General features: G+C 74.7%; 16 protein-coding genes and 1 pseudogene. 10 read left to right on the top strand and 7 right to left on the bottom strand.

The features are described 5' to 3' along the window. Positions 1–14 precede the first annotated feature (14 nt). Positions 15–3,056 (bottom strand): FAD-binding and (Fe-S)-binding domain-containing protein, encoded by a 3,042-nt coding sequence (locus DBP14_RS01100; protein ID WP_129305176.1) that lies wholly within the window; start codon positions 3,054–3,056, stop codon positions 15–17. A 176-nt stretch (positions 3,057–3,232) separates the two neighbouring features. Here DBP14_RS01100 and DBP14_RS01105 point away from each other — a divergent pair, with 176 nt between their 5' ends. Both DBP14_RS01105 and DBP14_RS01110 read left to right on the top strand, forming a co-directional pair. After that, positions 3,233–3,670 carry a MarR family transcriptional regulator gene (locus DBP14_RS01105; protein ID WP_129305177.1) on the top strand — a complete coding sequence of 146 codons (438 nt, stop codon included), beginning with the start codon at positions 3,233–3,235 and terminating at the stop codon, positions 3,668–3,670. Between the two features lie 351 nt (positions 3,671–4,021). Continuing rightward, positions 4,022–4,606 carry a hydrolase gene (locus DBP14_RS01110; protein WP_129305178.1) on the top strand — a complete coding sequence of 195 codons (585 nt, stop codon included), beginning with the start codon at positions 4,022–4,024 and terminating at the stop codon, positions 4,604–4,606. 77 nt (positions 4,607–4,683) lie between these two features. Here DBP14_RS01110 and DBP14_RS35905 read toward each other — a convergent pair whose 3' ends face one another. From DBP14_RS35905 to DBP14_RS01125, 4 genes are all read right to left on the bottom strand, one after another. Beyond that, positions 4,684–4,857 (bottom strand): hypothetical protein, encoded by a 174-nt coding sequence (locus tag DBP14_RS35905; protein WP_164992227.1) that lies wholly within the window; start codon positions 4,855–4,857, stop codon positions 4,684–4,686. Between the two features lie 144 nt (positions 4,858–5,001). Next, entirely contained in the window at positions 5,002–5,358 is a 357-nt protein-coding gene (locus DBP14_RS01115; RefSeq protein ID WP_129305179.1) for a DUF6479 family protein, read from the bottom strand. A gap of 85 nt (positions 5,359–5,443) precedes the next feature. Further along, positions 5,444–5,710 (bottom strand): hypothetical protein, encoded by a 267-nt coding sequence (locus DBP14_RS01120; protein WP_129305180.1) that lies wholly within the window; start codon positions 5,708–5,710, stop codon positions 5,444–5,446. 488 nt (positions 5,711–6,198) lie between these two features. Further along, on the bottom strand, positions 6,199–8,646 hold the full coding sequence (locus DBP14_RS01125; RefSeq protein WP_129305181.1) for a SpoIIE family protein phosphatase: 2,448 nt from the start codon (positions 8,644–8,646) through the stop codon (positions 6,199–6,201). Positions 8,647–8,949: 303 nt separating this feature from the next. On the opposite strand from DBP14_RS01125, the pseudogene lanKC reads away from it, so the two are divergent. From lanKC to DBP14_RS01145, 4 genes and pseudogenes are all read left to right on the top strand, one after another. Beyond that, positions 8,950–11,562 (top strand): annotated as a pseudogene (gene lanKC / locus DBP14_RS01130) (class III lanthionine synthetase LanKC). 49 nt (positions 11,563–11,611) lie between these two features. After that, positions 11,612–11,728, top strand: a complete 117-nt coding sequence (locus DBP14_RS01135) for a SapB/AmfS family lanthipeptide (protein ID WP_129305182.1) — start codon at positions 11,612–11,614, stop codon at positions 11,726–11,728. 623 nt (positions 11,729–12,351) lie between these two features. Beyond that, positions 12,352–13,998, top strand: a complete 1,647-nt coding sequence (locus tag DBP14_RS01140) for an ABC transporter ATP-binding protein (protein WP_241740757.1) — start codon at positions 12,352–12,354, stop codon at positions 13,996–13,998. A 70-nt stretch (positions 13,999–14,068) separates the two neighbouring features. Next, positions 14,069–16,321, top strand: coding sequence for an ATP-binding cassette domain-containing protein (locus tag DBP14_RS01145; protein WP_347239630.1), 2,253 nt, complete (start codon positions 14,069–14,071; stop codon positions 16,319–16,321). On the opposite strand, the gene DBP14_RS01150 is transcribed toward DBP14_RS01145, so the two are convergent. Next, positions 16,322–16,930: a response regulator transcription factor gene (locus tag DBP14_RS01150; RefSeq protein ID WP_129305184.1), complete on the bottom strand. Its 609-nt coding sequence runs from the start codon at positions 16,928–16,930 to the stop codon at positions 16,322–16,324. It lies immediately after the preceding gene. Between the two features lie 420 nt (positions 16,931–17,350). Here DBP14_RS01150 and DBP14_RS01155 point away from each other — a divergent pair, with 420 nt between their 5' ends. Continuing rightward, a complete protein-coding gene (locus tag DBP14_RS01155; RefSeq protein ID WP_129305185.1) occupies positions 17,351–19,516 on the top strand; it encodes a SpoIIE family protein phosphatase in 2,166 nt (721 codons plus the stop codon). Between the two features lie 347 nt (positions 19,517–19,863). Here DBP14_RS01155 and DBP14_RS01160 read toward each other — a convergent pair whose 3' ends face one another. Then, entirely contained in the window at positions 19,864–21,312 is a 1,449-nt protein-coding gene (locus tag DBP14_RS01160) for a S1 family peptidase (protein WP_241740759.1), read from the bottom strand. Positions 21,313–21,926: 614 nt separating this feature from the next. Here DBP14_RS01160 and DBP14_RS01165 point away from each other — a divergent pair. The 3 genes from DBP14_RS01165 to DBP14_RS01175 all read left to right on the top strand — a co-directional run bounded on the left by DBP14_RS01165 (position 21,927) and on the right by DBP14_RS01175 (position 25,276). Further along, positions 21,927–22,142: a type A2 lantipeptide gene (locus tag DBP14_RS01165; RefSeq protein ID WP_129305186.1), complete on the top strand. Its 216-nt coding sequence runs from the start codon at positions 21,927–21,929 to the stop codon at positions 22,140–22,142. Positions 22,143–22,250: 108 nt separating this feature from the next. After that, positions 22,251–23,057, top strand: coding sequence for an HlyD family efflux transporter periplasmic adaptor subunit (locus DBP14_RS01170; RefSeq protein WP_129305187.1), 807 nt, complete (start codon positions 22,251–22,253; stop codon positions 23,055–23,057). Further along, positions 23,054–25,276 (top strand): NHLP family bacteriocin export ABC transporter peptidase/permease/ATPase subunit, encoded by a 2,223-nt coding sequence (locus DBP14_RS01175; RefSeq protein ID WP_129305188.1) that lies wholly within the window; start codon positions 23,054–23,056, stop codon positions 25,274–25,276. The genes DBP14_RS01170 and DBP14_RS01175 overlap by 4 nt, the downstream gene beginning before the upstream one ends.

The following is a 25,276-nucleotide window of genomic DNA, read 5'->3' on the forward strand; positions in this document are numbered from 1 at the left end:
GGCTCATCGGTTCCTCATCGGTTCCTCCGCAGCCGCAGGGCCGCGCCGGTCCCGGCCGCGGCGGCGAGGGCGGCGGAGGCGGTCGTGGCCCAGCGGGCGGTGCGGGAGGGACGGTCCGGGCGGACGGCGAGGCGTTCGGGCATGCTGCTGGGGAGGTTGCCGTCGAGCCCGAGGGCGAGGACCTCGGCGAGGTGCAGGGCGCGGCGACCGGTGCCGCCCTCCTCGATCTGGGTGCGGCAGCTGAAGCCGTCGGCGAGGACGACGCTGTCCGGGGCGGCCCCGCGCACGGCGGGCAGCACGCCTTGTTCGGCGACGGCCATGGAGACCTCGTGGTGGCCGCGTTCGAAGCCGAAGTTGCCGGCGAGCCCGCAGCAGCCCTCGTCGAGGACGTCGGCGTCCAGGTGGGCCCGGCGCATCAGTTCGCGGTCGGCGTCGAACTTCATGATGGCGTGCTGGTGGCAGTGGGTCTGCACGGTCGCCTGCCGGGCCACGCGGGGCGGCTGCCAGTCCTCGGCGGCGTGGTGCACGAGCTGTTCGGCGAAGGTGCGGACCTGCCCGGCCAGCCGCTGCACGTCCTGGTCGGCGGGCATCAGCTCGGGCGCGTCGGAGCGGAACACGGCGGTGCAGGAGGGTTCGAGGCCGATGACCGGGGTGCCGGCGTCCAGGTAGGGGCGCAGCACGTCGAGGGTGCGGCGCAACACCTTCCGCGCGACGCTCAGTTGCCCGGTGGAGATCCAGGTCAGGCCGCAGCAGACCGGCTCGGTGGGTACGGCGACCTGGAAGCCGGCGTCCTCCAAAACCCGGACCGCGGAGATGGCGATGGAGGGGTGGAAGTAGGTGGTGAAGGTGTCGGGCCATACGACGACGGTGCGCGGGTCGGCCGGGTCGGGCTCCTCCTTCCCGCGGGCCTGCCACCACTGCTGGAAGGACTGCTTGGCGAACACCGGTGCGGAGCGGGCCCCGTCGACGCCGGCCAGGCGTTTTCCGGCGCCGGACACGCCGGGCGCGTGGAGCGCGGCGTTGACCAGGGACGGGGCGACGCGGGACAGCCGGGCGAGGACCGGGAGCCAGCCCAGGGAGTAGTGGGACGCCGGACGGACGCGGCCCTCGTAGTGGTGGGCCATGAACTCCGCCTTGAGAGTCGCCATGTCGACACCGGTGGGGCAGTCCGACTTGCAGCCCTTGCAGGCCAGGCACAGGTCGAGGGCGTCGCGCACCTCGGTGGAGCGCCAGCCGTCCTTGATCGCGGAGTCGGCGTGGCCGTCGAGCATCTCGAACAGCAGCCGGGCCCGGCCCCGGGTGGAGTGCTCCTCCTCCATCGTGGCCCGGTACGACGGGCACATCACGCCACCGGAGTGGCCGCGGCAGTTGCCGATGCCGACGCAGCGCATCACCGCGCGGTTGAAGGAGTGCTCGTCCTCCGGGAAGTCGAAGTGGGTGTCGGAGGTGTTCGGGCGCCAGGCGGGGCCGAGGCGGAGCTGTCCGTCGACCGGGTTGGGGTCCACGATCTTGCCGGGGTTCATCCGGTTGCCGGGGTCGAACAGCTCCTTCAGCTCGCCGAACGCGGTCACCAGGCGTTCGCCGAACATCCGGACGAGCAGTTCGCCGCGGGACTGTCCGTCGCCGTGCTCGCCGGAGAGGGAGCCGCCGTAGGAGGCGACGAGGTCGGCGGCGCGTTCCACGAAGCGGCGGAAGTCGGCGACGCCCTCGGCCGTCTTGAGCCCGAAGGGGATACGGGTGTGGACGCAGCCCTGGCCGAAGTGGCCGTACAGGGAGGGGTGGTCGTAGTCGAACTCCTCGAACAGGCCCTTGAGGTCGCGGAGATAGTCGCCGAGCCGCTCCGGCGGGACCGCGGAGTCCTCCCAGCCCTCCCAGGTCTCCCGGTCGTCCGGCGGCCGGGCGGTGACGCCGAGGCCGGCCTCGCGGGCCTTCAGCATCTCCTGCTCGCGGTCGGGGTCGTCGGAGAAGGCGACCCGGTCGTCCTTCTCGCTGCGGCCGAGTGCGCGCAGCAGCGCGTGGGCCTGTTCGTCGACCTCGTCCTGGGTGTCGCCGGAGAACTGCACCATCAGCCAGCTGTCGCCCTCGGGCAGCACCTCCAGGGAGTCCAGGTAGGCGCCCTCCTCGCGCATCAGCTGGGCCATGCGCCCGTCGAGGGCCTCCAGTTGGGTGGGTGAGCAGTGCTCCAGCAGGACGGAGACGTCGTCGCCGGCGGCGCAGATGTCGTCGTAGCCGAGGACGAGCAGCGACTGGTGTGCCGGTACCGGTACGAGGTCGAGTTCGGCGCGCAGCACGGTGACCAGGGTGCCCTCGCTGCCGACCAGGGCCTTGGCCACGTCGAAGCCGTTCTCGGGCAGCAGGGAGTCGAGGTTGTAGCCGGAGACGCGGCGCGGGATCTTCGGATAGCCGCGCCGGATGTCGGCGAGGTACTCCTCGGCGATGCGGTCGAGGCCCGCGTAGATCCGGGCGAGCGGGCCGCCCTCGTCGGCGATGCGGGCGCGTTCCGCGGCGGAGGCCGGGCCGACCCAGGCGCGGGTGCCGTCGTAGGTGAGGATCTCCAGGCGGCGCACGCTGTCGACGGTCTTGCCGTACGCCTGGGCGGAGGAGCCGCAGGAGTTGTTGCCGATCATGCCGCCGAGGGCGCAGTGGCTGTGAGTGGAGGGCTTGGGCCCGAACTGCAGTTTGTGATCGGCGAGTCGCCGGTTGAGTTCGTCCAGGACGATGCCGGGTTCCACCACGCAGACGCGCCGGTCGGGGTCGACGGAGATCAGCTGGTGGCAGTACTTGGTCCAGTCGATGACGACGGCCGTGTTGGTCGTCTGCCCGGCGAGGCTGGTGCCGCCGCCGCGGGACAGGACGGGGGCGCCGAAGCGGGCGCACACGGAGACGGCGCGGGCGCCGGCCTCCACGGTGCGGGGCACGACCACGCCGATGGGTACCTGCCGGTAGTTGGATCCGTCGGTGACGTAGGCGCCGCGTGTGCCCGCGTCGAAGCGGACCTCGCCGTCCACTTCGGCGCGCAGCGCCGCCTCAAGGCCCGACAAGTCCGGAAGGGTCATCTGCGCTCCCTGTGATCGCTGGCGTACCGGCTCATCCAGGACCAGCGGGTACCCCGCTCTTGTCCTGTGCAACGGCCCGCCGGGAATTCCACCCGACCGCACCCATCCCTCTTAGGCAGGCTGAACTGAACAGTTTGAGCTGGACAGTTTCTCCTGCCGGTCCTAGGGTGGCGGGCATGGACGAGATCTCCGACTCGGCGGCGCGGGCCGCGCGTGACCTGCGCGTGGTGTTCAGCCGGCTGCGGCGCCGCATCCGGGAGGTGGCGCAGGACACCGACCTCTCCCCCTCGCAGGAGTCGGCGCTCACGCTCGTCGGCAAGCACGGCGCCGCCACGGCCAGCGCGCTCGCCGCGGCGGAGGGCGTCCGGCCGCAGTCGATGGCCACCACCCTGGCCGCCCTGGACCAGCACGGTCTGATCCGCCGCGCCCCCGACCCGGAGGACGGGCGCCGTCAGCTGGTCACGCTCACCGAGACGGGCCGGGCCCGGATCGAGGGCAACCGGCAGGTGCGCGAGGAGTGGCTGGCCCGCGCCTTCCAGGACCGCTACAGCGAGCAGGAGCGGGAGACGGTCCTCGCGGCGCTGGCCCTGATGGACCGGCTGTCCCGCCCGTGACTCGCCGGCCCTGCCGTACGACGGCCTCGGCCCCGGCGGCCCGGGCGGCCTGGGCAGCACGCGCCCGGCCCCGCCGGCGTCCCGGCGACCGCCCACACGGGTCGCGAACGCTCACGCCGGGTCTCATGCCCGCCCGCCGCCGTGCAGCCGAAGCACGCCCATCCCGGTCTCCCCACACCGTGGGGCACAGCCCTCGCGTCTTGTGACGCCGGAGAGGTGTCCGGCCCCGGCCCGTGTGCCTCGCCGGCTGCCCCGGCTCTGATCCCGTCCGCCGGCGCCGCCCCGCGCCGGCGCGCTTCCCCCCGGACCGGTACCCGGTCCGTTCACCCCCTCGAAAGGCCTGAACGACATATGTCCGTCAGCACCCTCGACCCGCGTACCGCGCTTGTCGTGATCGACCTCCAGCAGGGCATCGTCGGCATGCCCACGCAGCCGCACGCCGCATCGGACGTGGTGGCCCGCACGGCCGAACTCGCCGCCGCGTTCCGCGCCCGGGACCTGCCCGTGGTCTTGGTACGGGTCTCCTTCGCCGCCGACGGCTCGGACGCGCTGCCCGGCCGCACCGAGCGCCAGGGACCGGCGCGCGCGTTCCCGGAGGGCTGGGACGTCGTCGTGGACGAGCTGTCCGGGCACCCGGGGGACATCCTGGTCACCAAGCGCAACTGGGGCGCCTTCCACGGCACCGGCCTCGACGTGCAGCTCCGCCGCCGGGGCGTCACCCAGATCGTGCTGACCGGCATTTCGACCAGCATCGGCGTGGAGTCCACGGCCCGCGCCGCCTACGAGCACGGATACAACGTCACCGTCGCGACCGACGCCGTCACCGACTCCGACCCGGTCTCGCACGCCCACGCCGTCGAGCGGATCTTCCCGCGGCTCGGCGAGTCCGGCAGCACCGCGGAGATCCTCGAACTCCTGGCCAAGACGCACGCCTGAGCAGCGGACGGCCCTTGTCCCGCGGCACACCCGAAGGTGTGCCGCGGGACAAGGGCCGTCACGGGCTCGTGGCCGCCTCAGTCCTCGCCCCGCACGATGTTGCCGTCCCGGTCCGTGCAGCCGTCCGGCGGCGCGGTGCGGTCGGCGATGGCGGGGAGGCAGGTGCGCGGGCCCTTGTCGCGCCGGTGCGCCTTGGACCAGCCGGTCTCGGGATGCGTAACTGCCGGTTTCTCAGTGGTGTGCGCGGTCACGGCCCTTCAACTTCCTTCTGCCTGAGGGGGCGACCCGCCGATCCCGCGGGATCCGGGGCCGGCCCGTGCGCGGTGTGTGCCGAACGGGTCCCCGCGCGCCGGGGGCGCAAACCCGGGCGAGCGGGCGCCGGTTCGGGCGCCGGCTCAGGTACGGCCGCTGCCGCCGCTGCCGAAGGAGCCGCTGGAGCCGGGGGACCACCGGCGGCGCCGCTGGTCGTCGGCGCGCCTGCTGCCGGCCGCGTTCAGTTCGTGCGGGGTGAGGCGTTCGCTCTCGTCGGCGGCCCGGGGCACCGCGTCGGGCTCGCGGACCTCGCTGGTCTCGTGCACCGGCCCGGAGGCCGGCGGCCGGGGCTGCTCGTGCGGCCGGGGCGGCGAGGGTTCCCGCTCGCGCACCTTCATGCCCAGGCGGACGGCCCACACCAGGGCGACGACGACGGCGACACCGGCGATCAGGATGAGCACGTAGCCGAACACCTGACCACCCGTGGCTGCTGCAAACATGGCACTGTCCATGGCCGTCGGGTACCCGGCGGTCCGCACCGGATGCCCGCGGCTCACCCCGATGGCGGGCAGCGTGCGTGGGCGTTCAGTCCTGGTCGGCCGCCGCGCGTTCCACCTCGGCCTCCACGTCGTGGCGGGGGCGGCCCGTGTCCCTGGCGTACTCGCTCACGGCGGTCTGCACGTCACGGGCCAGGTCCCGCCAGGCGCGCAGGGCCGTCTCGTAGGTGCCCGACTGGGCGCCGATCCGCTGCTCCGCCGGGGGGCCGTAGGTGTCGCGCAGGTCGTCGACCGTGCGATGGGCCGCCTCGGCCGCGCGCTGCTTCTGCACCAGTTCCTCGAAGGTGTGTGCCACGCCCACCGACCCTAGGCACGCGGGGCGCCCGCACCCCTCCGACCTGCCGCGTCCGCGCTCCGGCGCACCCGAGTGGCGGTCAGCCTCGGGTACCGGGCCGGCGGCTCAGCGTCAGAGGCGCGGGCCGAGAGGGCGGGTCACCGGCAGGAAGCCGGGCCGGGAAGACCGGTCACCGGCAAGGAAACCGGGCCGAGAGCCCTCGCCGTCGGAGAACCGCGCCGGGAGCCGTCGCCTCGGAGAGCCGGGCCGTGACGGCCCGTCGCCGCCGAAGATCCGCCGCGGGCCGCCCCGTCAGCCGCCCGGTACCCAACCGGGCCCGACCGCCGACCGTCACCTCCACAACGCCGCGCCGCCCCTCAGCCGCCCGGCACCTACCCCGGCCCGACCGCCGACCGTCACCTCCACAACGCCGCGCCGCCCCGTCAGCCGCCCGGCACCAGGTCCGCCCAGACCCCCGACCGTCACCTCCACAGCGCCGGGCCGCCCCGTCAGGCGCCCGGCACCAGGTCCGCCCAGACCTGTTTGCCGCCGCTGACCGGGACGGTGCCCCAGGCCGCCGACATGGCCTCCACCAGGAGGATGCCGCGCCCGCCGGTGGCCTCCCAGCCGATGCTGGTGGGCTTGACCGGGCTGCGGGGCGAGGAGTCGGCGACGGCGAGCCGCAGCCGGTGGTTGACCAGGCTCAGGTCGAGCCGGACCGGGCCCTCGGTGTGCACGAGGGCGTTGGTGACCAGTTCGGAGACGACCAGCAGCGCCGCGTCGACACAGTCCCGGGCCACGCCCCAGGTGCGCAGGGTGCGGCGGGTGAAGCGGCGGGCGTGCCGGACCGCCTCCGGGACCCGCCACACGGTCCAGCTCTCGCGCAGCGGCCGTACGGCCATGCCGTCGTAGCGCATGAGCAGCAGGGCGACGTCGTCCTCGCGGTGGGCGCCGGTGAGCAGCGCGTCGGCGACCAGGCCGAGGTGGCCGGGGTCGGCGCGGGCCAGCTCGCGGGCGAGGCGGTCGAGGCCCACGTCGATATCAGTGTCCGCGGACTCCACGAGACCGTCCGTGGTGAGCGCGAGGATCGTGCCGGGCCGCAGCCTGAGCGGGGTCATCGGGAACTCGGCCTGGCCGAGCACGCCGAGCGGCGGGCCGCCCTCCGCGTGCGCGATCTCGGTGGTGCCGTCCGGCTGGCGCAGCACCGGCGGCACGTGCCCGGCGCGGACGCACCAGGCGGTGCCCTCCTCCATGTCGACGTCGACGTAGGCGCAGGTGGCGAAGAGGTCGGTCTCCATGTCCAGCAGCAGCCGGTTGGCGTGCGCGACGACCACGTCGGGGGCGTGACCCTCGGCGGCGTAGGCGCGCAGCGCGGTCCGCATCTGGCCCATGAGGGTGGCGGCGCCCGCATTGTGGCCCTGGACGTCGCCGATGACGAACGCGACGTGGTTGTCGTTCAGCGGGATGACGTCGTACCAGTCGCCGCCGACCTCCAGTCCGGCGGTGGTGGGCAGGTACCGGGCGACGGCGACCGCGCCGGGCAGCCGGGGCAGCCGGCGGGGCAGCAGGGTGCGCTGGAGCATGCCGACGAGTTCGTGCTCGGCGTCGAAGGCGTGGGCGCGCAGCAGGGCCTGGCCGGCCAGACCGGCGCAGGCGGTGAGCAGGGCGCGCTCGTCGGGACCGAAGTCGTGCGGGCTGTCCCAGCCGATGAGGCAGGCGCCGGCCATGCGGCCGCCGGCGGGCAGCGGCAGCACGGCGAGACCGCCGGGGCCGACCTCGGCGAGCGCCGGTTCCAGGGGGCTGTCGGCGGGCCAGATCCGGGCGCGGCCCTCGCGCAGGGCGGCAGCCAGGGTGGGCATGGCGCGCACCGGCGCGTCGGGCCACTCGGTGCGCCACTCGCTGCGCCACAGCTCGGGCCAGGACTCGGGGTCGGGCGGGTCCAGGACGGTGACGACGAGGCGGTCGTTCTCCAGTTCGGCGAGCGCGATCCGGTCGGCCTGCAGGGGTTTGCGCAGGGCGGCCACGACGGCCTTGCCGACGTCCTTGACGGTGCCGGCGGTGGCGAGGGCGGCGGCGAGGCGCTGCACGCGGGCCACGTCGGTGACGTCGGAGCGCAGCTTGGTGGCGTCCGCGACGGTGCCGACGAGCCGGGCCGGCCGGCCCTCGCCGCCGGGCAGCAGCCGGCCGCGCAGCCGCAGCCAGGCGGGCGGGCCGGCGGGCTGCAGGACGCGGAACTCCAGTTCGCGGTCGCCGATGGACATGTGGTCGGCCTCGACGACCGACATCAGGGCGGGCAGGTCCTCGGGCACGGTCAGGGCGAGCAGGGTCTCCACCCGGCCGTCGAACGCCTCGCGGCCGATGCCGAAGAGCCGCAGGATCGTGTCGCCGACCTCGACCCGGCCGGTGTCCATGGCCAGGCTGAAGGCGTCGGCGGGCAGTTCGCCGGTGTCGGCGGCCGGGCCGGCCGGTACGGGCACGGCGACGGCACCGGCGATCAGCTCCAGGCAGACGCGGTCGTCGGTGCCGAAGCCGCCGGGCTCCTCGCTGACGGCGACCAGGCAGCCCGCGCCGGCCGCGCCGAGCGGCAGGACGGCCAGGCTGAACTCCGGGGACGGGGTCCGGCGGGCCTCGGGGCAGTCGGCGAGTTCCTCGGGTCCGAGCCAGAGCGGACGCCCGCCGCGGTGGGCCGCGGCGACCGGGGAGTGTCCGCCGGCCGGGTAGCCGTCGCGCAGTCCGTACAGGGTGCGGGGCAGGCCCGCCGACTCGGCCAGGCACAGCGTCGCGGGGTCGCCGCCGGGCGAGTACACCCCGGCGAACGCCGCGCCGGCGAAGACCAGCGCCTGTTCGAGGACGCGGCGCAGCCGGTCGGGCGACGGGGGCGACGAGGTGAGCGTGGCGAGGGCACTTTCGGCACGCTCCGTCCTCGTTCTGCGCACCGCAGCGCCCTCAGTGGCCACGTCGCCATTACAGCGCTTCTGGGCCGCCCGCGCAGCCCCTGTGGACCGTCCCCGTGGGCTGTTGCCGCCGGGTGGGCCTCGAAAGGTGCCGGGCAGGCGCCTCGAAAGGTGCTCGCGCGCCCCGAAGGGTGCCGACCGGGCCTCGAAGCGTGCCGGGCGCTCTCGAAAGATGTCGAACACATCTTTACGCGTGCGTTCCGCACGGGGATCTCGTGACAGTCGTGACTGTCCGCGACCCTCCGGTGCCTGAAAGTGTCAGGTCCGGGCCACGGAGAGGGAGCCGGGCCCCGGAGAGGGAGGCGCATGGACAAGCGGTACGAGGTGTACGCGCTGGCCGACGGGCAGTTCTACGACACGCCCGACCGGCTCGCGACGGCCGCCCAGGAGCCCCCCACACCGTTCGCGACGGCGTGCCGCGCGGTCCCGGACGGCTGGCACACGGGGCGCACCGGCGACTGGCTGACGATGACCCCGCTCGGCGCGGACGGCACCCCGCTCCCGGGGCCCGAACAGGGCTGGAAGGTCCACGCGTCGGCGACGGCGGCGAACGCGGACCGGATCGCCGGGATCGTGTGGGACTACTGCGTGCCGCGCCGCATCCCCTTCAAGTTCGTGCCGGCCCCGCACCTCCTGCACCTGAGGAACGCCAAGTACGCCGGCCGGGACACCAGCGGCAAGTTCGTCACCGTCTACCCGGCGGACGAGGAACAGCTGCACCGGGTCCTGTGCGAACTCGGGGCGCTGCTGGAGGGCTTCGAGGGGCCGTACGTCCTCACCGACCTGCGCTGGGCCGAGGGCCCGCTGTACGTCCGCTACGGCGCCTTCGCGCGCCGCTACGTCGTCGACGAGCGCGGCTCCCTGGTCCTCGCGGTGCGCGACGGCGACGGCCGCCTGGTCCCGGACCGGCGGACACCGACCTTCCAGGTGCCCGGCTGGGTGTCGCTGCCGGAGTTCCTGCGCCCGCATCTGGAGGCGCGCAACACGACGACGGTGGGCGACCTGCCGTACCGCATCGAGAAGGCGCTGCACTTCTCCAACGGCGGCGGGGTCTACGTCGGCACGGACACCCGGGACGGGCGGCGGGTGGTGCTCAAGGAGGGGCGGCCGCACGCGGGGCTCGCCGCCGACGGCGCGGACGCGGTGGCCCGGCTGGAGCGGGAGAAGGCGGCGCTGGAGCGGGCCGCCGGGACGGGCGTCGTACCGGAGGTGCGGGACTGGTTCGCGCTGGGCGACCACCGGTTCCTGGTGATGGAGCACCTGGAGGGCCGCACGCTCAACTCCTTCTTCGCCGAACGGCACCCGCTGCTCACCCCGGACCCGGACCCGGAGCGCGTCGCCGCGTACACCGCGTGGGCGCTGCGGATCCACGGGGCGGTGGAGCGGGCGGTCGAGGCGATCCACGACCGCGGCCTGGTCTTCAACGACCTGCACGTCTTCAACATCATGGTCGGCCCCGACGAGGAGTCGGTGCACCTCATCGACTTCGAGGCGGCGGCCCCGGCCGAGGAGAACGGCCGGCAGACCGTCGCGCACCCCGGTTTCTTCGCTCCGCCGGACCGCCGGGGCAAGGACGTCGACCGGTACGCGCTGGCCTGCCTGCGGCTGGCCCTGTTCCTGCCGGTCACCACGCTGTTCGTGGTGGACCGCGGCAAGGCCGCCCACCTGGCGGACGTGATCGCGGGGCAGTTCCCGGACGTGCCGCGCGCCTTCCTGGACGAGGCGGTCGCCGAGATCACCCGGGACGCCTCGGGGAACCGGGCCCGCAGCAGACCGGCCCCGCCGGTGGTGCCGGAAGACTGGCCGTACAGCCGGGACTCGATGGTCAAGGCGATCCTCGCCTCGGCGACCCCGGAACGCGACGACCGGCTCTTCCCCGGCGACATCGCCCAGTTCTCCGACGGCGGCGGCCTCGGCCTCGCGCACGGCGCCGCCGGTGTGCTGTACGCCCTGGAGGTGTGCGGGGCCGCCCGCTACGACGAGGGCGAACGCTGGCTGCTGGACCACACCGCCTCGCCCCCGCCGGGCACCCCGCTCGGCCTGTACGACGGACTCGCGGGCGTCGCCCTGGTCCTCGACCGGCTCGGACACCGGCAGCGCGCACTGGACCTGGTCGACGGCATCCTGCGGGAGAACTGGCAGCGCCTGTCCCCCGACCTGCACGGCGGCCTCGCCGGCCTCGGCCTGGTCCTCGGGCACCTCGCGGACACGACCGGCGAGCCGGCTCTGCGCGAACGGGCCGCCGAGGCCGCCGGGATCGTCGTACGCCACCTCGCCTAACCGGTGCCGGACACGCCCCGGCGGCGGGCCGGGCTGCTGCGGGGCGCGAGCGGGCCGGCGCTGTTCCTGCTGCGCCAGTACGAGCGGACCGGGGAGCCCCGTCTGCTCGCGGCCGCGGCCGAGGCGCTCCGCCGTGACCTGGCCGTCTGCGTCGTCCAGAAGGCGGGCGGCGGCCTGGAGGTCGACGAGGGCTGGCGGACGCTGCCCTACCTCGGCGACGGCAGCGCCGGCATCGGGCTGGTCCTCGACGACCTCGTCGCCCACGCGCCCGACCTCGCCGGGGAGTTCGAGCGGGCCCGCGAGGGCATCGTCACCGCCGCCTCCTCCCGCTTCTACGCACAGCCCGGGCTCCTCCAGGGCCGCGCCGGACTGATCCTGCACCTCGCCCGCACCACCACGCCGGGCGCCGCACGGGAACGGCTGGCCCAGCAGGTGTCGGGGCTGGGCTGGCTCGCGATGGCGTACCAGGGCCAACTGGCCTTCCCCGGGCACCAGATGATGCGGCTCTCCATGGACCTCGCCACCGGAACGGCCGGCTGCCTGCTGGCGCTCGCGTCGGCCCTCGACGGCGACCGCGCCACGCACCTGCCGTTCCTCCCGCCGCCACCGGCGGCCCACACACGCGGCTCCGCGCACTGACGGAGCCGTGACCCAACCCCCGTCCCCGAATCAAGGGAAAGGACACATCATGGCACTTCTCGACCTGCAGGCACTGGAGTCCGACGAGCACAACGGAGGCGGCGGCGCCAGCACCGTGAGCCTGCTGTCCTGCGTCTCGGCGGCGAGCGTCCTGCTCTGCCTCTGACGGCAGACCGGCACACGGCTCCGGGCTCCTCTCCCCACGGGGGAGGGGCCGCCCGGAGTCTCACCGCACGTCTCCGACACGGGAACCATCCGTTCGGCCCGCCGCCTTTCGGTTCGCGGCCGGGTGCCGCTCCCACGGGCCGGCCGCCCGCAGTCTTCCCGGGCCCATACGTGCATTCCCGAAACCGCCGCCAACGACGGAGGCCGCCCCTCCAGCGCCCCCGGAACGGTCCGGCGCGTTCCGCAACCGACCGGCCTGCTCCGGCATCCGACCGGCCCGTCACGCGACCGTCCGGGCCGCCCCGGCAAGCGACCGGCCCGTCACGCGACCGTTCCGGGCAGCTTCCGCGACCGACCAACCCGCTCCGGCAACCGAGCAGCCCGCCCCGGCAACCGACCGGACCACTCCCCGGACCGGTCGAAGTCATTCCGGAGACCACCCGCCGTTCTCCCTGAACATTCCGACCCCGACGTGAGGCCACGCAGCCGATGACCAGCCGTCTCGATGGCGCCCCTTCACCCGACACGTGCCCGGCTCCCGCCGGTGCCGTGGCTCCGGCCGGGAGCGGTCTGCCGCGTGCGCTGCTCCGGTACGGCGCGGGGCGCTGCGTCGCACTGGGTGCCATGAGCATGGGCGCCACGGCCGTCGGGCTGCTGCTGCCGGCCGTGCTGGGCCGGACCCTGGACCGGCTGCTCGCTCAGGCGCCGGCGACCCGCTGGGTGGCCTGCTGCGCGGCCCTGGTGCTGCTGCACGCGGTGCTGGAGGCGGGCACCGACGTGGTGTCCGGCACGCTCGACGCGCGGGCCACCGGGTGGCTGCGCCGCCGGGTCACCGGGCACGTCCTCGCGGTGGGCCCGCGCGCGGGGGCCCGGTTCGGCGCCGGCGACCTCGTCGCTCGCCTGGTGGGCAACGCCACGCAGGCCGGAACGGCGCCGGGTGCGCTGGCCGCGCTGCTCGCGGCACTCGCCGGCCCGGTCGGGGGTGTGGTGGCGCTCGGTCTCCTCGACCCGTGGCTGGTGCTCGTGTTCCTCGCCGGCGCACCCGTGCTGGCGCTGCTGCTGCGGGCGTTCGCCCGGGACACGACGGCGTGCGTCGCCGAGTACCAGCGGGAGCAGGGCAGGATCGCCGCCGCTCTCGCGGAGGCGGTCGGCGGCCACCGTACGATCCGGGCGGCCGGCGTCGAGGACCGCGAGACGGCCCGGGTGCTGGCCCCGCTGCCCGCGCTCTCGCGCGCCGGGCACCGGATGTGGCGGGTGCAGGGGCGGGCCGCGGCCCAGGCGGTGGCCGTGGCCCCGCTGCTGAACCTGGGGGTGGTCGCCGTGGCCGGGCTGCTCCTCGCCCGGCACCGGCTGTCGGTGGGCGACGTGCTGGCCGCCTCCCGGTACGCGGTCCTCGCGAGCGGCTTCGGGGTGCTGGTCGGACAACTCGCCGCGCTCAGCAGGGCCCGCGCCGCGACCGGCAGGCTCGCCGAGGTGCTGGCCGAACCCGCCCCCGCCCACGGCGCCCGGCACCTGCCGCCCGGCCCGGGGCGCCTCGAACTGCGCGGTGTGTCGGCTCTCCGGGGCGGCCGTACCGTCCTGGACGGCGTGGATCTCACCGTGCCGGGCGGCAGCACGCTCGCCGTGGTCGGCCGCTCCGGCGCCGGCAAGTCGCTGCTCGCCGAACTCGCCGGCCGGCTGGCCGACCCGGACACCGGCGAGGTGCTCCTGGACGGGGTCCCGCTACGGGACCTCGCCCACGACGAACTGCGGAGCGCGGTCGCCTACGCCTTCGAACGCCCGGCTCTGCTGGGGGAGACCATCGAGGACACGCTCCGCCTCGGCCTTGCCGACCCCGAGCCGTCCGCGATCCGGGCCGCCGCGCGCCGGGCCCACGCCGACGCGTTCATCCGCCGCCTCCCCCACGGCTATGCCACGCGCTGCGCCGACGCGCCCCACTCCGGCGGAGAGTCGCAGCGCCTGGGCCTCGCCCGCGCCTTCGCGCACGGCGGCCGCCTGCTGATCCTGGACGACGCCCTGTCCAGCCTGGACACGGTCACCGAGCACCACATCACCGAATCCCTCCTGTCGTCCGCCCCGTCTCCCACCCGCCTTCTGATGGCGCACCGCGTGACGACGGCCTCCCGTGCCGACCGGGTCGCCTGGCTGGCGGACGGCCGCGTACGGGCGGTGGGCACGCACGCGGAGCTGTGGCGGGACGCGGAATACCGGGCGGTGTTCGGGGGCCTCACGACAGGCCCCGGCCGCCCGGACGAGAAGCCGGACGGCTGACGGTGCGGGGCGGCAGGGAGGCGGCGGTGCCGGTGCAGAAGGACGTGGACGGGAAGCGGTGGGTGCGCGGGTGAGGGAGCTGCGGGCACAGGGCGTACGGTTCCTGCGCGGACGCTGGGGGGTGGTCGCGCGGCTCGGCGGCTGGTCGGTGCTGGAGGCGGCGCAGACCTTCGTCACCGGGTACGCGCCGGCGCGGGCGCTGGACGCCGGGTTCCTGGCCGGGAACGCGCGGCTCGGGCTGCTGTGGCTGGCGGGCGCGGGACTCGCCGTCTGCGCGGGGGCGTACGGGACGGGGCGGGTGTACGGCGTCGTCGCCGCGCTGGTCGAACCCGCGCGGGACCGGCTGGTCGAGCGGGTGGTGGCGCGCGGGGTGCGCGAGGCGGACAGCGGGGCGCTGTCCCGGCTCACCCAGCAGGTGGAGATCGCGCGGGACACTCTGGCCGGTCTCGTGATGCTCTCCCGCTCCTTCCTGTTCACCGCGGCGGGTGCGCTGATCGGCCTGTTCTCGCTGGCGCCGCTGCTGCTGGTCGTCGTCGTACCCCCGGTGCTGGCCGGTCTCGTCCTCTTCGCGGCGACCCTGCGCCCGCTGGCCCGGCGTCAGGAGCGGTTCCTCGTGGCCGACGAGGCGCTGGCCGCGGAGTTGGGCGCGGTGGGGCCGGGGTTGCGGGACATCACGGCGGCCGGCGCGCAGGGGTGGGCGGCGGCGGGTACGGGCCGGCGGATCGAGGCGGAGGTGCGGGCCGCGCGGGCGCTGGCGCGCTGGAGCGTGGTCCGGGTGGCGGCGCTGGCTGTGGGCGGCCAGCTGCCCGTGGTCCTGCTGCTCGCGGCGGCGCCGTGGCTGCTGCGCCATGACGTCACTCCGGGCGCCCTGGTCGGCGCGCTCGCCTATGTCACGCAGTCCTTGCTGCCGGCTCTGCAGAACCTCGTCCACGGCTTGGGCACGAGTGGCTCACGCCTGACGGTGATCCTGCGTCGGCTGACCTCGCCTGCGGGGCGCTCCGCTTCGGACGCGATCCGCCGTCGTCCGCCTGCGGCAGCGTCTGGGCTGGTCGCGCAGTTCCCCGCGCCCCTTCCGGGCACTGCCCTCCCCGGAGCGGACGCCGCCGAGCCCTCCACCGCAGACGACGCGGGCCGCCCTCGTTCGCCCGCAGCGCCGTCGGGGCCGATCGCGCAGATCCCCGCGCCCCTTCCGGGCGCTGCCCTCCCCGGAGCGGACGCCGCCGAGCCCTCCACCGCAGACGACGCGAACCGACCTCGTTCGCCCGCAGCGCCGTCGGGGCCGATCGCGCAGTTCCCCGCGCCCCTTCCGGGCACTGCCCTCCCCGGGACGGACGCCGCGGAGCGCTCCACTGCGGATGACGCGAACCGACCTCGTTCGCCCGCAGCGCCGTCGGGGCCGATCGCGCAGTTCCCCGCGCCCCTTCCGGGCACTGCCCTCCCCGGGACGGACGCCGCGGAGCGCTCCACTGCGGATGACGCGAACCGACCTCGTTCGCCTGCAGCGCCGTCCGGGCTGGTCGGGCAGATCCCCGCGGCCCTTCGGGGCGCTGCCGTGTGCGGGGCGGGGTTGTCCGTGGGGCTTTGGGGTGAGGGTGTTCCTGCGCTGGAGCTCTTCGGCGTCACCTTTGCCTATGGGGCGGCTAGTGCGGCCGTGCTCGATGGGCTTGACCTGGTTGTCCCGCCGGGTGGGCATCTTGCTGTCGTGGGGCCGAGTGGGGTGGGGAAGTCGACGCTCGCGGGTCTCGTCGCCGGCCTGCTGGAAGCGCGGGAGGGGGCGATTCGGGTGTTCGGGCGGGCTGTGCCGGGGGCGGAGGCGGCGGGGGCGCGGGTGTTGATCCCGCAGGAGGCGTATGTGCACGGGGGCACGCTTGCCGAGAATCTCGGCCTGTTCCGGGCGGGTCCGGTGCCCGAGGGCGAGCTGCTGGCCGCCGCCGAGGCCGTCGGGCTCGGCCCGCACATGGCCTCGATGGGCGGCCTTGGCGCCCGGGTGGATCCGGCGGCGCTGTCGGCCGGTGAGCGCCAGTTGATCGCGCTGACGAGGGCGTACCTCTCCCCCGCGCCGCTGGCGCTGCTCGACGAGGCGACCTGCCACCTCGACCCCGAGGCGGAGGAGCGCGCCGAGCGGGCCTTCGCCGCGCGCCCGGGCGGCACCCTGGTCGTGGTCGCGCACCGGATCAGCTCGGCCCGCCGCGCCGCGCGCGTCCTCGTGCTGGACGGACCGCGCACCGCCTACGGCACGCACGACGAACTCCTGCGGACCTCGGCTCTCTACCGGGACCTGGTCGGCGGCTGGACGGCGGCGCCGGCCGCCCCCGCCCGGTGATCACACCCAGCCCTCGCCCCGCGAGATGCGGATCGCGTCGACGCGGTTGCGCGCACCGGTCTTGCGGGTGATCGCCGCCATGTAGTTGCGCACGGTGCCGTGGGACAGGTGCAGGCTTCCGGCGATCTCCGCGATCGACGCACCCTGGGCCGCCAGCGACAGCACGCTCAGCTCGCGGCGCGTCAGCGGCATCTGCGCGGCCTTGAGGAAGCCGAAGCCCAGCGAGGGGTCGACGAAACGTTCCCCCTCCGCGACCCGCCGGATCGCGCGCACCAGCCGGTCGGGCGACCCGGCCTTGTCGACGAAGCCGAGCGCGCCCGCCTCGGCCGCCCGCTTCAGCAGCCCGGGCCGGCTCGCGCCCGCGAGCACCACGAGGGCGGGCGGTCTCCCCCCGGTGCCGGGCGGGCACAGGTCGGACAGCGGCGGAGCGGCGTGACCGTCACCGCATTCCAGGTCGGCCGCGCACACGTCCGGGCATAAGGACCGTACCCGCGCGGACGCGGCACGCCATGGCGTGTCGGCGACGTCGAGGCCGGGTTCCGCCCGCAGCCAGTCGGCCAGGACCGATCGCACCAGACACGCGTCGTGCACCAGAAGAACCCGGATCACTGCCCGCCCCCTCGAACTCGCCGTATCCACCTGTGCGCGCCAGACGCACCGTGTCCGTACTCCGTACTCGTGACTCGTGACTCGTGACTCGTGACTCGTGACTCGTGACTCGTACTCACCGTGCCCGTGTCCGGGCGTGTCCCGTCGTGCTCGGTGCCCTGATGGTGAGCGCGTGCCCCATTGTTGGCGGCCGTCACCGCCCGCGTGCGCGGAGAATCGGCCATCACGATGCGCGGGGGCGCACGCAGGGCGCCCGTACGCCACCGCGCGCTTCCACTGCGGGGGCATGGCCCGGGCCGGCCGGGGTACGCAGCAGGGTTTCCCCTCCCCCGCGGACCCGTGCCCGGGCCGGCGTGTCCGGTGTGCACCGCTCCGCGTTCGCCGTGCGCGGATCGCCGGTACGAGGGAGTCTTGACCCGGATGAACGCGCGGCCGTACGAGGAGGTGGTCGGCGTGTCCGACGGGCCGAGGCCGGCGGTGGCCACCGGCAGGCGGGTGCGCCGCCCGGTGCTGTCCGTCGCGCTGGCCTCGATGATGGAGGAGGTCGACGCGCACTCCGGTGCCGTGTACCTGCTCCGGACCGACGAGCCGGTGCTGGAGATGGCGGTGATGGCGGGGCTGCCGCGGGCGTTCGCCGCGCCGTGGGAGCGGGTGGGGCTGAGCGCGCCGATCCCGGTCGCCGACGCGGCGCGGGAGCGGCGGCTGGTGTGGGTGGGCGGCGAGGAGGAGATGGCCGGCCGCTACCCGCGCATCGCGGTGGTGCTGCCGTATCCCTTCGCGCTGGCCGCGCTGCCCCTGGCGACACCGGAGAAGGTGTACGGCGCGGTGTTCCTGACCTGGCCCGGATCGCATGCGCCGGAGCTGTCCGACCGGGAGCGGGACCATCTGACGGCGGCCTGCGACCGGCTGGCGACGCGGCTGGAACGGGCCGCCGAGGAGAGCCGGCCGCTGGGCGACGAGGCCGATCTGCTGGCCGCGCCGGCGATCGGCTCGACGGACACGCCGGCCTCGGTCGAGGCGGCCCGGATGGTGGCCCGGCTGCCGTACGGACTGGTGTCGCTGGACCTGCACGGCCGAATCGCCTTCGCCAACTCCGCCGCCGCCGAACTGCTCGGCCGGCCCGCGGGTGAACTCCTCGGCACGCTGCCGTGGGTGTCGGTGCCGTGGCTCAACGACCCGATGTACGAGGACCGGTACCGGGCCGCGCTGATCAGCCAGCACGTCACGTCGTTCGTGGCACTGCGGCCGCCCGGCGAGTGGCTGTCGTTCCGGCTGTATCCGACCACCACCGGGCTCAGCGTGCGGATCAGCCGCGCCCGCGCGGTCGCCCAGCTGGCGCAGGCGGCGCCTAAACCCGCGTCCGGCCCGTCCCGCCTGGTGACCATCTCCCAGGTGCTGAGTCTCGCGGGAGCGCTGACCGAGGCGGTGGGCGTGCAGGACGTGGTGCAGCTGGTCGCGGACGAGATCGCCCCGGCGGTCGGCAGCCAGGCCCTGGTGGTCCTCGGCTCGCAGGCCGGGCGGCTGCACCTGCTCGGGCACCGCGGCTACGCGGACCCACGGGTCGTGGAGCATTACGACGGCCGGCCGCTGAGCGACCGCGCCCCGGGCACGCAGGCGTTGAGCAGCGGGGTGCCCGGCTTCTTCGAGTCCCGGGAGCATCTCGAACGCCTGTACCCGGAGCGGCGCGACACGCCGGACGGGTACGCGGCGTGGGCGTACCTGCCGCTGATCGCGTCGGGACGGCCGGTGGGCACGTGCGTGCTGGCGTACGCCGAGCCGCACCCCTTCCCCGCGGACGAGCGGGCCGTGCTGACGAGCCTCGGCGGCCTGATCGCCCAGGCCCTGGAGCGGGCCCAGCTCTACGACGCCAAGTTCCGCCTCGCCCACGGCCTCCAGGAAGCGCTGCTGCCGCGCACCCTCGCCGCACCGCCGGGCATCGAGGCGGCCGCCCGCTACGTGCCGGCCACGCGCGGTCTGGAGATCGGCGGCGACTTCTACGACCTGGTGCCGAGCCGGCCCCTCGCGGCGGCGGTGATCGGGGACGTGCAGGGACACAACGTGACGGCGGCCGGGCTGATGGGGCAGCTGCGCACGGGGGTACGGGCGTACACCACCGTGGGGCAGGCGCCGGAGGACGTGATGCGCAGCACCAACCGGCTGCTCATCGACCTCGGCGTCGATCTGTTCGCCAGCTGCCTGTACCTGCGGCTGGACCCGGCGCGCGGGCGGGCCGTGATGGCGCGGGCGGGGCATCCGCCGCCGCTGCTGAGGAGGCCGGACGGGCGGGTGAAAGTGCTGGACCTGGCCGGCGGGCCGCTGCTGGGCATCGACGCGGAGGCGACGTATCCGACGACGGAGGTGTCCCTCTCCCCCGGCTCGCTCCTCGTCCTCTACACCGACGGTCTCGTCGAGTCCCCCGGCCTGGACATCGAGGACGCCCTGGCCGATCTCGGCTCTCTGCTGACGGACATCGGCGACCGGCCCCTGGAACAGCTGGCCGACGACCTGGTGGCCCACGCCGCGTCGGCACGCGAACTCGTGGACGATGTCGCGGTGCTGCTGCTGAGGGCCTGCCCGGTCGGCTGATGGCTGCCGGGCGTGCCGGGCCGGCGGACCGCTGCGAGCGCGCCCGGCCGACGGACCGCCCGGAGCGCGCCGGGCCGGCGGACCGCTGCGAGCGCGCCCGGCCGACGGACCGCCCGGAGCGCGCCCGGCCGACGGACCGCTGCGAGCGCGCCGGGCCGGCTGACGGCCGGGAGGGCACAGCCGCCGCTGGTCCGGCCCTCCGGGCGGAGGGCCGGACCGTTCCCCGCCGGCCGGAACCGCGGGCGGGGCCGGACGGGGGCTGGGGGGAGACCCGGTGGGGCGGGCCCCCGGTCACGGGGTCGGGACGGCGGTGCCGTGGCCTGTCGCCGGTCCCCTGAGCGGACGGGTCAGTTGGTCCCGGTGAGGGACGACCCGTCGTTCCCGCCGGAATAGGACGGGGCGTCGGCACCCGACTGGTCCCCGGCACCCGACTGGTCGCCCGCACCCTGGTCGCCCGAGCCCTGCTGGCCCGCGCCCTGGTCCTGGCCCTGGCCGCCGCCGTTCTGGTCACCGCCGGTGGCGGACGGGTCGGCCGTGCCACCGGTCTGGTCGCCTCCGGCCTGGTCCCCGGCACCGGCCTGAGCCCCCGAGCCCGACTGGTCACCCGCACCGGACTGGTCCCCGGCGCCCGCCTGGCCCCCGGCGCCGCCGCCCAGCGTGGCGCCCGTGGCCTGGAGCGCCGCCGTCACCGGCTGGAAGAAGGTCTCGCCGCCGTTGGTGCAGTCGCCGCTGCCGCCCGAGGTGAGGCCGACCGCGCCGCCGTCCTGGGTGAAGAGGGAGCCGCCGCTGTCGCCGGCCTCGGCGCAGACGTTGGTCTGGATGAGGCCGTTGACGGTGTCGACCCCGCCCGGGTCGGTCTCGCTCTGGAAGTTGACCGTGGCGTCGAGGCCGGTGACCTGGCCGTCGTGCAGACCGGTGGTCGAGCCCATGCGGAACACGGTCTCGCCGACGGTGGCGTCCTGGGCCTGCGTGATCTGCACCGTCTGCCCGTTGCCGGCGTTGACCTCGCTGGGCGCCTGGGTGGTGGCGTCGTCGTACTTGACGAGGGCGAAGTCGTTCCCGGGGAAGGTGGCCTGGTCGACGGTGGCGAGGGGCTGCCCGGTCTGCGAGTCGGACCACTGCTTGGCGGCCACCCCGCAGTGACCGGCCGTCAGGAAGGCCGGACTGCCGTCGGACGCGGTGACGTTGAAGCCGAGGGAGCAGCGGACACCGCCGCCCTGCACCTGGGCGAAGATGGCGTCGCCGCCGGAGAGGAACGTCTTGAAGGTGCCCGAGGACTTCTTCAGGGTCGCCATGCCGGAGCCGAGACCGCGCACGGTCGACCGCACCTTGTCCCACTTGGCGCCGGTGACGGTGCTGTCGGCGGTGACCAGGATCTTGTCGGTGCGCGGGTCGACGGCCCAGGCGGTGCCGGGCACGGTCGCCCGGGTCTTCAGGGTGTGGGCGGCGGCCTTGAGTTCGGCGGTGCTGTTGGCGACGTGCCGGACAGCCGCGCCCGCCTTCTCCGCCTGTGCGGCCGCCGTGCCGTCGCCGTCGGCGACGTTGACGACGAGCTGTTTCTTCGCGTCGTCGTAGTAGGTGCCGGCGATCGAGTCGCCGAGCGTCTTCTGCAACCGGGCGGCGAGGTCCGAGGCGTCAGCGGCCTTCAGGGTCCGGGCGGTGCCGCCGGCGTTCGAGGCCTTGCCCTGGTCCTGTGAGGCCATGGCGTTGGGCAGCAGGAGTGCCGCCGCTCCGAGCGCCGCGACGCCGCCCACCGCTATCGCGGCCTTGCGCTTGGGCATTCGCTTGTGACTCAACTTCTCGACCTCCTGGGGACGGGGGTCTGCCGCTGTCGGCAGGTGATCGGGGGCGCCTGGATGGCTGTAGGTACGGGCGGTTCGCGTGGCGCGTTCAACGCGGGGCGTCAACTCCCGTCCCACGGAGGCGAATCAGCCGCGCACCGAAGAGCCCTCGCCCGACACGTTCGGCTACCGATCGGTAACGGTCGGTTCCGGACACGTACCGGAATCCCGGCTTCAGCGAATCTGCACATCGAATGCCCAAGCGGGTCACGGCGGCCAGGGGATCTGCACATCCGCGCGCCCCTCAAAACGCCTTTGGGGCGGAGTGCCGGATTCCGCCTCCGCTGGGCAAGGGGCGTGCCGTACCGATGCCGTGCGGCTTGTGAAGGAGTCGCCGACATGCCGTGCGCACACCTGCACGGTTAGGTGGCTCCCGGAGCCAAGTGTGCTGGTGAGAGCCCTGTTTGAGTGGAAGGGGGCCGCGCGTGCGTGCTTTGATCCTTCGCATCGCGGGGGCCGCTGCGGGCCCCGGAGACGGGTGCCCGGCACCCGCGTTCGCGGCCGTCCGTCTGTCCCCAGAGGGGGCCGCTCCCCCCTTGTGAAATATCCATACGAAGGGAAGTTCCACCATGAACTCCACCCCCCAGGTCGAGACCGCCGAGATCTCGGACGCCGCCCTTGACGGCATCTCCGGCGGTCTCTCCGTGAACGCCCTCAACACCGCCACCGGCGCCCTGAACGGCGTTGCCCCGGTCGCCGGCCTGGCGGACACGCTCGTCGGCACCGTCGAGGGTGTCACCGGCCTGAACGTCCAGCCGGTCACCAACCTGGTCGCCGGTCTCTGACCGCACCGAGGTGTCACCGCGGGTCCCGGAGCCGTCCCTCGGCTCCGGGGCTCTCGGATGCCCGCACACATGCCGTGACGTCGTCTCTCCCCGGGTGAGGGAAGTTCCGTGCAGTTCCGCCAACAGGCCCTCGCCAAACTCCAGTCGCCGGAAGAACTGGATCTTCCCGTGCGGCTGGCCCGCCCGCAGGGGTGGCTCGCGCTGGCCGTCACCGTCGTGGTGATGGCGGCCGCCACCGTGTGGGCGCTGACCGGTTCGGTCGCCTCCACCGTGAGCGCGCCGGCCGTTCTCACGCACGGGCAGGGCAGCTATGTGCTCCAGAGCCCCGTGTCCGGGCAGGTGACGGCCGTGCTCGCCCAGCAGGGCGAGCGGCTGGCCGCCGGCGCCCCAGTCGTCAAGGTCCGTACCGCGCAGGGCGATTCGATGGTCCGCACGGTCGCCGCCGGCCGGGTCACCGCGCTCGCCGCCACCATCGGGCAGATCGTGCGCACCGGCACCGCCGTGGCCGCGGTCGAGAAGGTCGCGCACGCTTCCGACCCGCTGTACGCGACGGTGTACGTCCCCGCCGAGAACGCCGCCTCGATCCCCGCGCACGCCGCCGTGGACCTCACCGTGCCCTCGGTGTCCACGCAGCGGTACGGCGTGCTGCGCGGGCACGTGAAGTCGGTGGACCGCGCGGCCCAGTCCGCCCAGTCGATCTCCGCGTTCCTCGGCGACAGTCAGCTCGGCGAGCAGTTCACCCGCAAGGGGCGCCCGGTCGCCGTCCTGGTCTCGCTGGACCGGTCGGCGTCGACGAAGAGCGGCTACCGCTGGTCGTCCGCGGACGGACCGCCGTACCGGCTGGACTCCATGACCCTGGCCTCCGGTTCGGTCAAGCTGGCCGACCAGCGCCCCGTCGACTGGCTGCTCCCGTGACCGCCGCGCAGGAGACCGGTGGCCGCAGACGCGCCGCCCCGGCCAAGCGGCAGGTCCCCCGGCCCCGCGGCCGCGCTGTGCGCACACCCACCGTGCTGCAGATGGAGGCCGTCGAGTGCGGCGCCGCCTCGCTCGCGATGGTGCTCGGCCACTACGGCCGGCACGTCCCGCTGGAGGAGCTGCGCATCGCCTGCGGCGTCTCCCGGGACGGCTCGCGCGCCAGCAACCTGCTGAAGGCGGCCCGCGGTTACGGCCTCACCGCCAAGGGCATGCAGATGGACCTGGCCGCCCTCGCCGAGGTGCGCGGGCCGGCCATCCTGTTCTGGGAGTTCAACCACTACGTCGTCTACGACGGCATGGGGCGCCGCTTCGGCCGGCGCGGCGTGTACGTCAACGACCCCGCCAAGGGCCGCCGGTTCGTGCCCATGGAGGAGTTCGACGGCAGCTTCACCGGCGTCGTGCTGGTGCTGGAGCCCGGTGACAGCTTCACCCGGGGCGGGCGCAGGCCGGGCGTGCTCGGCGCGATGCCGGCCCGGCTGCGCGGCACCGCGGGCGCCCTGCCCGCCGCGGTGCTGGCCAGCCTGCTGCTGGTCGGGGTGGGCGCCGCGCTGCCCGCGCTCAGCCGCACCTACATCGACCTGTTCCTGCTCGGCGGCCAGACCTCGCTGCTGGGCGTGCTGTTCGCCTCGATGGCCACGTGTGTGCTGCTCACGCTGGCCCTGACCTGGCTGCAGCAGGCCAATCTGCTGCACGGCCGGATCATCTCCTCGACCCTGTCCAGCGCCCGCTTCCTGCGCCATCTGCTGCGGCTGCCGGTGACGTTCTTCGCCCAGCGCTCCCCCGCCGACCTGGTGCAGCGCCTGCAGTCCAACGACCAGGTCGCCGAGACCCTGGCCCGCGACCTCGCGGCGGCCGGCGTCGACGCGATCGTCGTCGTGCTGTACGCGGTGCTCCTCTACACCTACGACCCGCAGCTGACGTTCCTCGGCATCGGCGTGGCCCTGCTGAACGTGGTGGCGATGCGCATAGCCGTACGGCTGCGCGCGACCCGGACGGCCAAGCTGCGCGCGGACACGGCCCGGCTCACGAACACGTCGTACACGGGTCTGCAGCTGATCGAGACGATGAAGGCGACCGGCGGCGAGGACGGCTACTTCCGCAAGTGGGCCGGGCAGCACGCCACCACGCTGGAGGAGCAGCAGCGGCTCGGGGTGCCGAGCGCCTGGCTGGGCGTGGTCGCGCCGACGCTGGCGACGTTCAACAGCGCGCTGATCCTGTGGATCGGCGGGATGCGGGCGGTGGAGGGGCACATCTCGGTCGGTCTGCTGGTCGCCTTCCAGGCGCTGGTCACCCGGTTCACCGCGCCGCTGACCCGGCTCAACGGGGTCGCGGGCCGCATCCAGGACTTCGCCGCCGACGTGGCCCGGCTGAAGGACGTGGAGAACTTCCAGGCCGACCCGCTCTACGCCCGCCCCGGCGCCGGCGACTCGACGCGCCGGCTGCACGGGCACGTCGAGCTGGAGAACATCGCCTTCGGGTACAGCCCGCTGGACCAGCCGCTGCTGACCGGGTTCGACCTGACGGTGGGTCCGGGTCAGCAGGTGGCGCTGGTCGGCGGCTCGGGCAGCGGCAAGTCGACGGTGTCCCGGCTGATCTCCGGCCTGTACACGCCGTGGGACGGGGTGATCCGGATCGACGGCCGCCGGCTGGAGGACATCCCGCGCGGCGCGCTGGCGGCCTCCGTGTCCTTCGTCGACCAGGACGTGTTCCTCTTCGAGGGCTCGGTCCGCGACAACGTGGCGCTGTGGGACCCGTCGGTCCCGGACGAGGCCGTGGTGGAGGCGCTGAGGGACGCGGCGCTGTACGACGTGGTGACGCGTCGGCCCGGCGGCATCCACAGCCCGGTCGAGCAGGACGGCCGGAACTTCTCCGGCGGGCAGCGCCAGCGCCTGGAGATCGCCCGCGCGCTGGTGCGCCGCCCGAGCATCCTGGTGCTGGACGAGGTGACCAGCGCGCTGGACGCGGAGACCGAGCAGGTCGTGATGGACAACCTGCGGCGGCGCGGCTGCGCCTGTGTGGTCATCGCGCACCGGCTGAGCACGGTCCGCGACAGCGACGAGATCGTCGTGCTCCAGCACGGCACGGTCGTCGAACGCGGGCGGCACGAGGAGCTGGTGGCGCGCGGCGGCGCGTACGCGGCGCTGGTCAGGGAGCGGTGA

Source organism: Streptomyces sp. L2 (assembly GCF_004124325.1).
Lineage (GTDB): Bacteria > Actinomycetota > Actinomycetes > Streptomycetales > Streptomycetaceae > Streptomyces.

Coding starts and splice junctions, on each gene's coding strand:
- DBP14_RS01100 (WP_129305176.1), bottom strand. CDS start 3,056: ATGACCCTTCCGGACTTGTCGGGCCTTGAGGCGGCGCTGCGCGCCGAA.
- DBP14_RS01155 (WP_129305185.1), top strand. CDS start 17,351: ATGAACGCGCGGCCGTACGAGGAGGTGGTCGGCGTGTCCGACGGGCCG.
- DBP14_RS01105 (WP_129305177.1), top strand. CDS start 3,233: ATGGACGAGATCTCCGACTCGGCGGCGCGGGCCGCGCGTGACCTGCGC.
- DBP14_RS01110 (WP_129305178.1), top strand. CDS start 4,022: ATGTCCGTCAGCACCCTCGACCCGCGTACCGCGCTTGTCGTGATCGAC.
- DBP14_RS01135 (WP_129305182.1), top strand. CDS start 11,612: ATGGCACTTCTCGACCTGCAGGCACTGGAGTCCGACGAGCACAACGGA.
- DBP14_RS01115 (WP_129305179.1), bottom strand. CDS start 5,358: ATGTTTGCAGCAGCCACGGGTGGTCAGGTGTTCGGCTACGTGCTCATC.
- DBP14_RS01140 (WP_241740757.1), top strand. CDS start 12,352: ATGAGCATGGGCGCCACGGCCGTCGGGCTGCTGCTGCCGGCCGTGCTG.
- DBP14_RS01165 (WP_129305186.1), top strand. CDS start 21,927: ATGAACTCCACCCCCCAGGTCGAGACCGCCGAGATCTCGGACGCCGCC.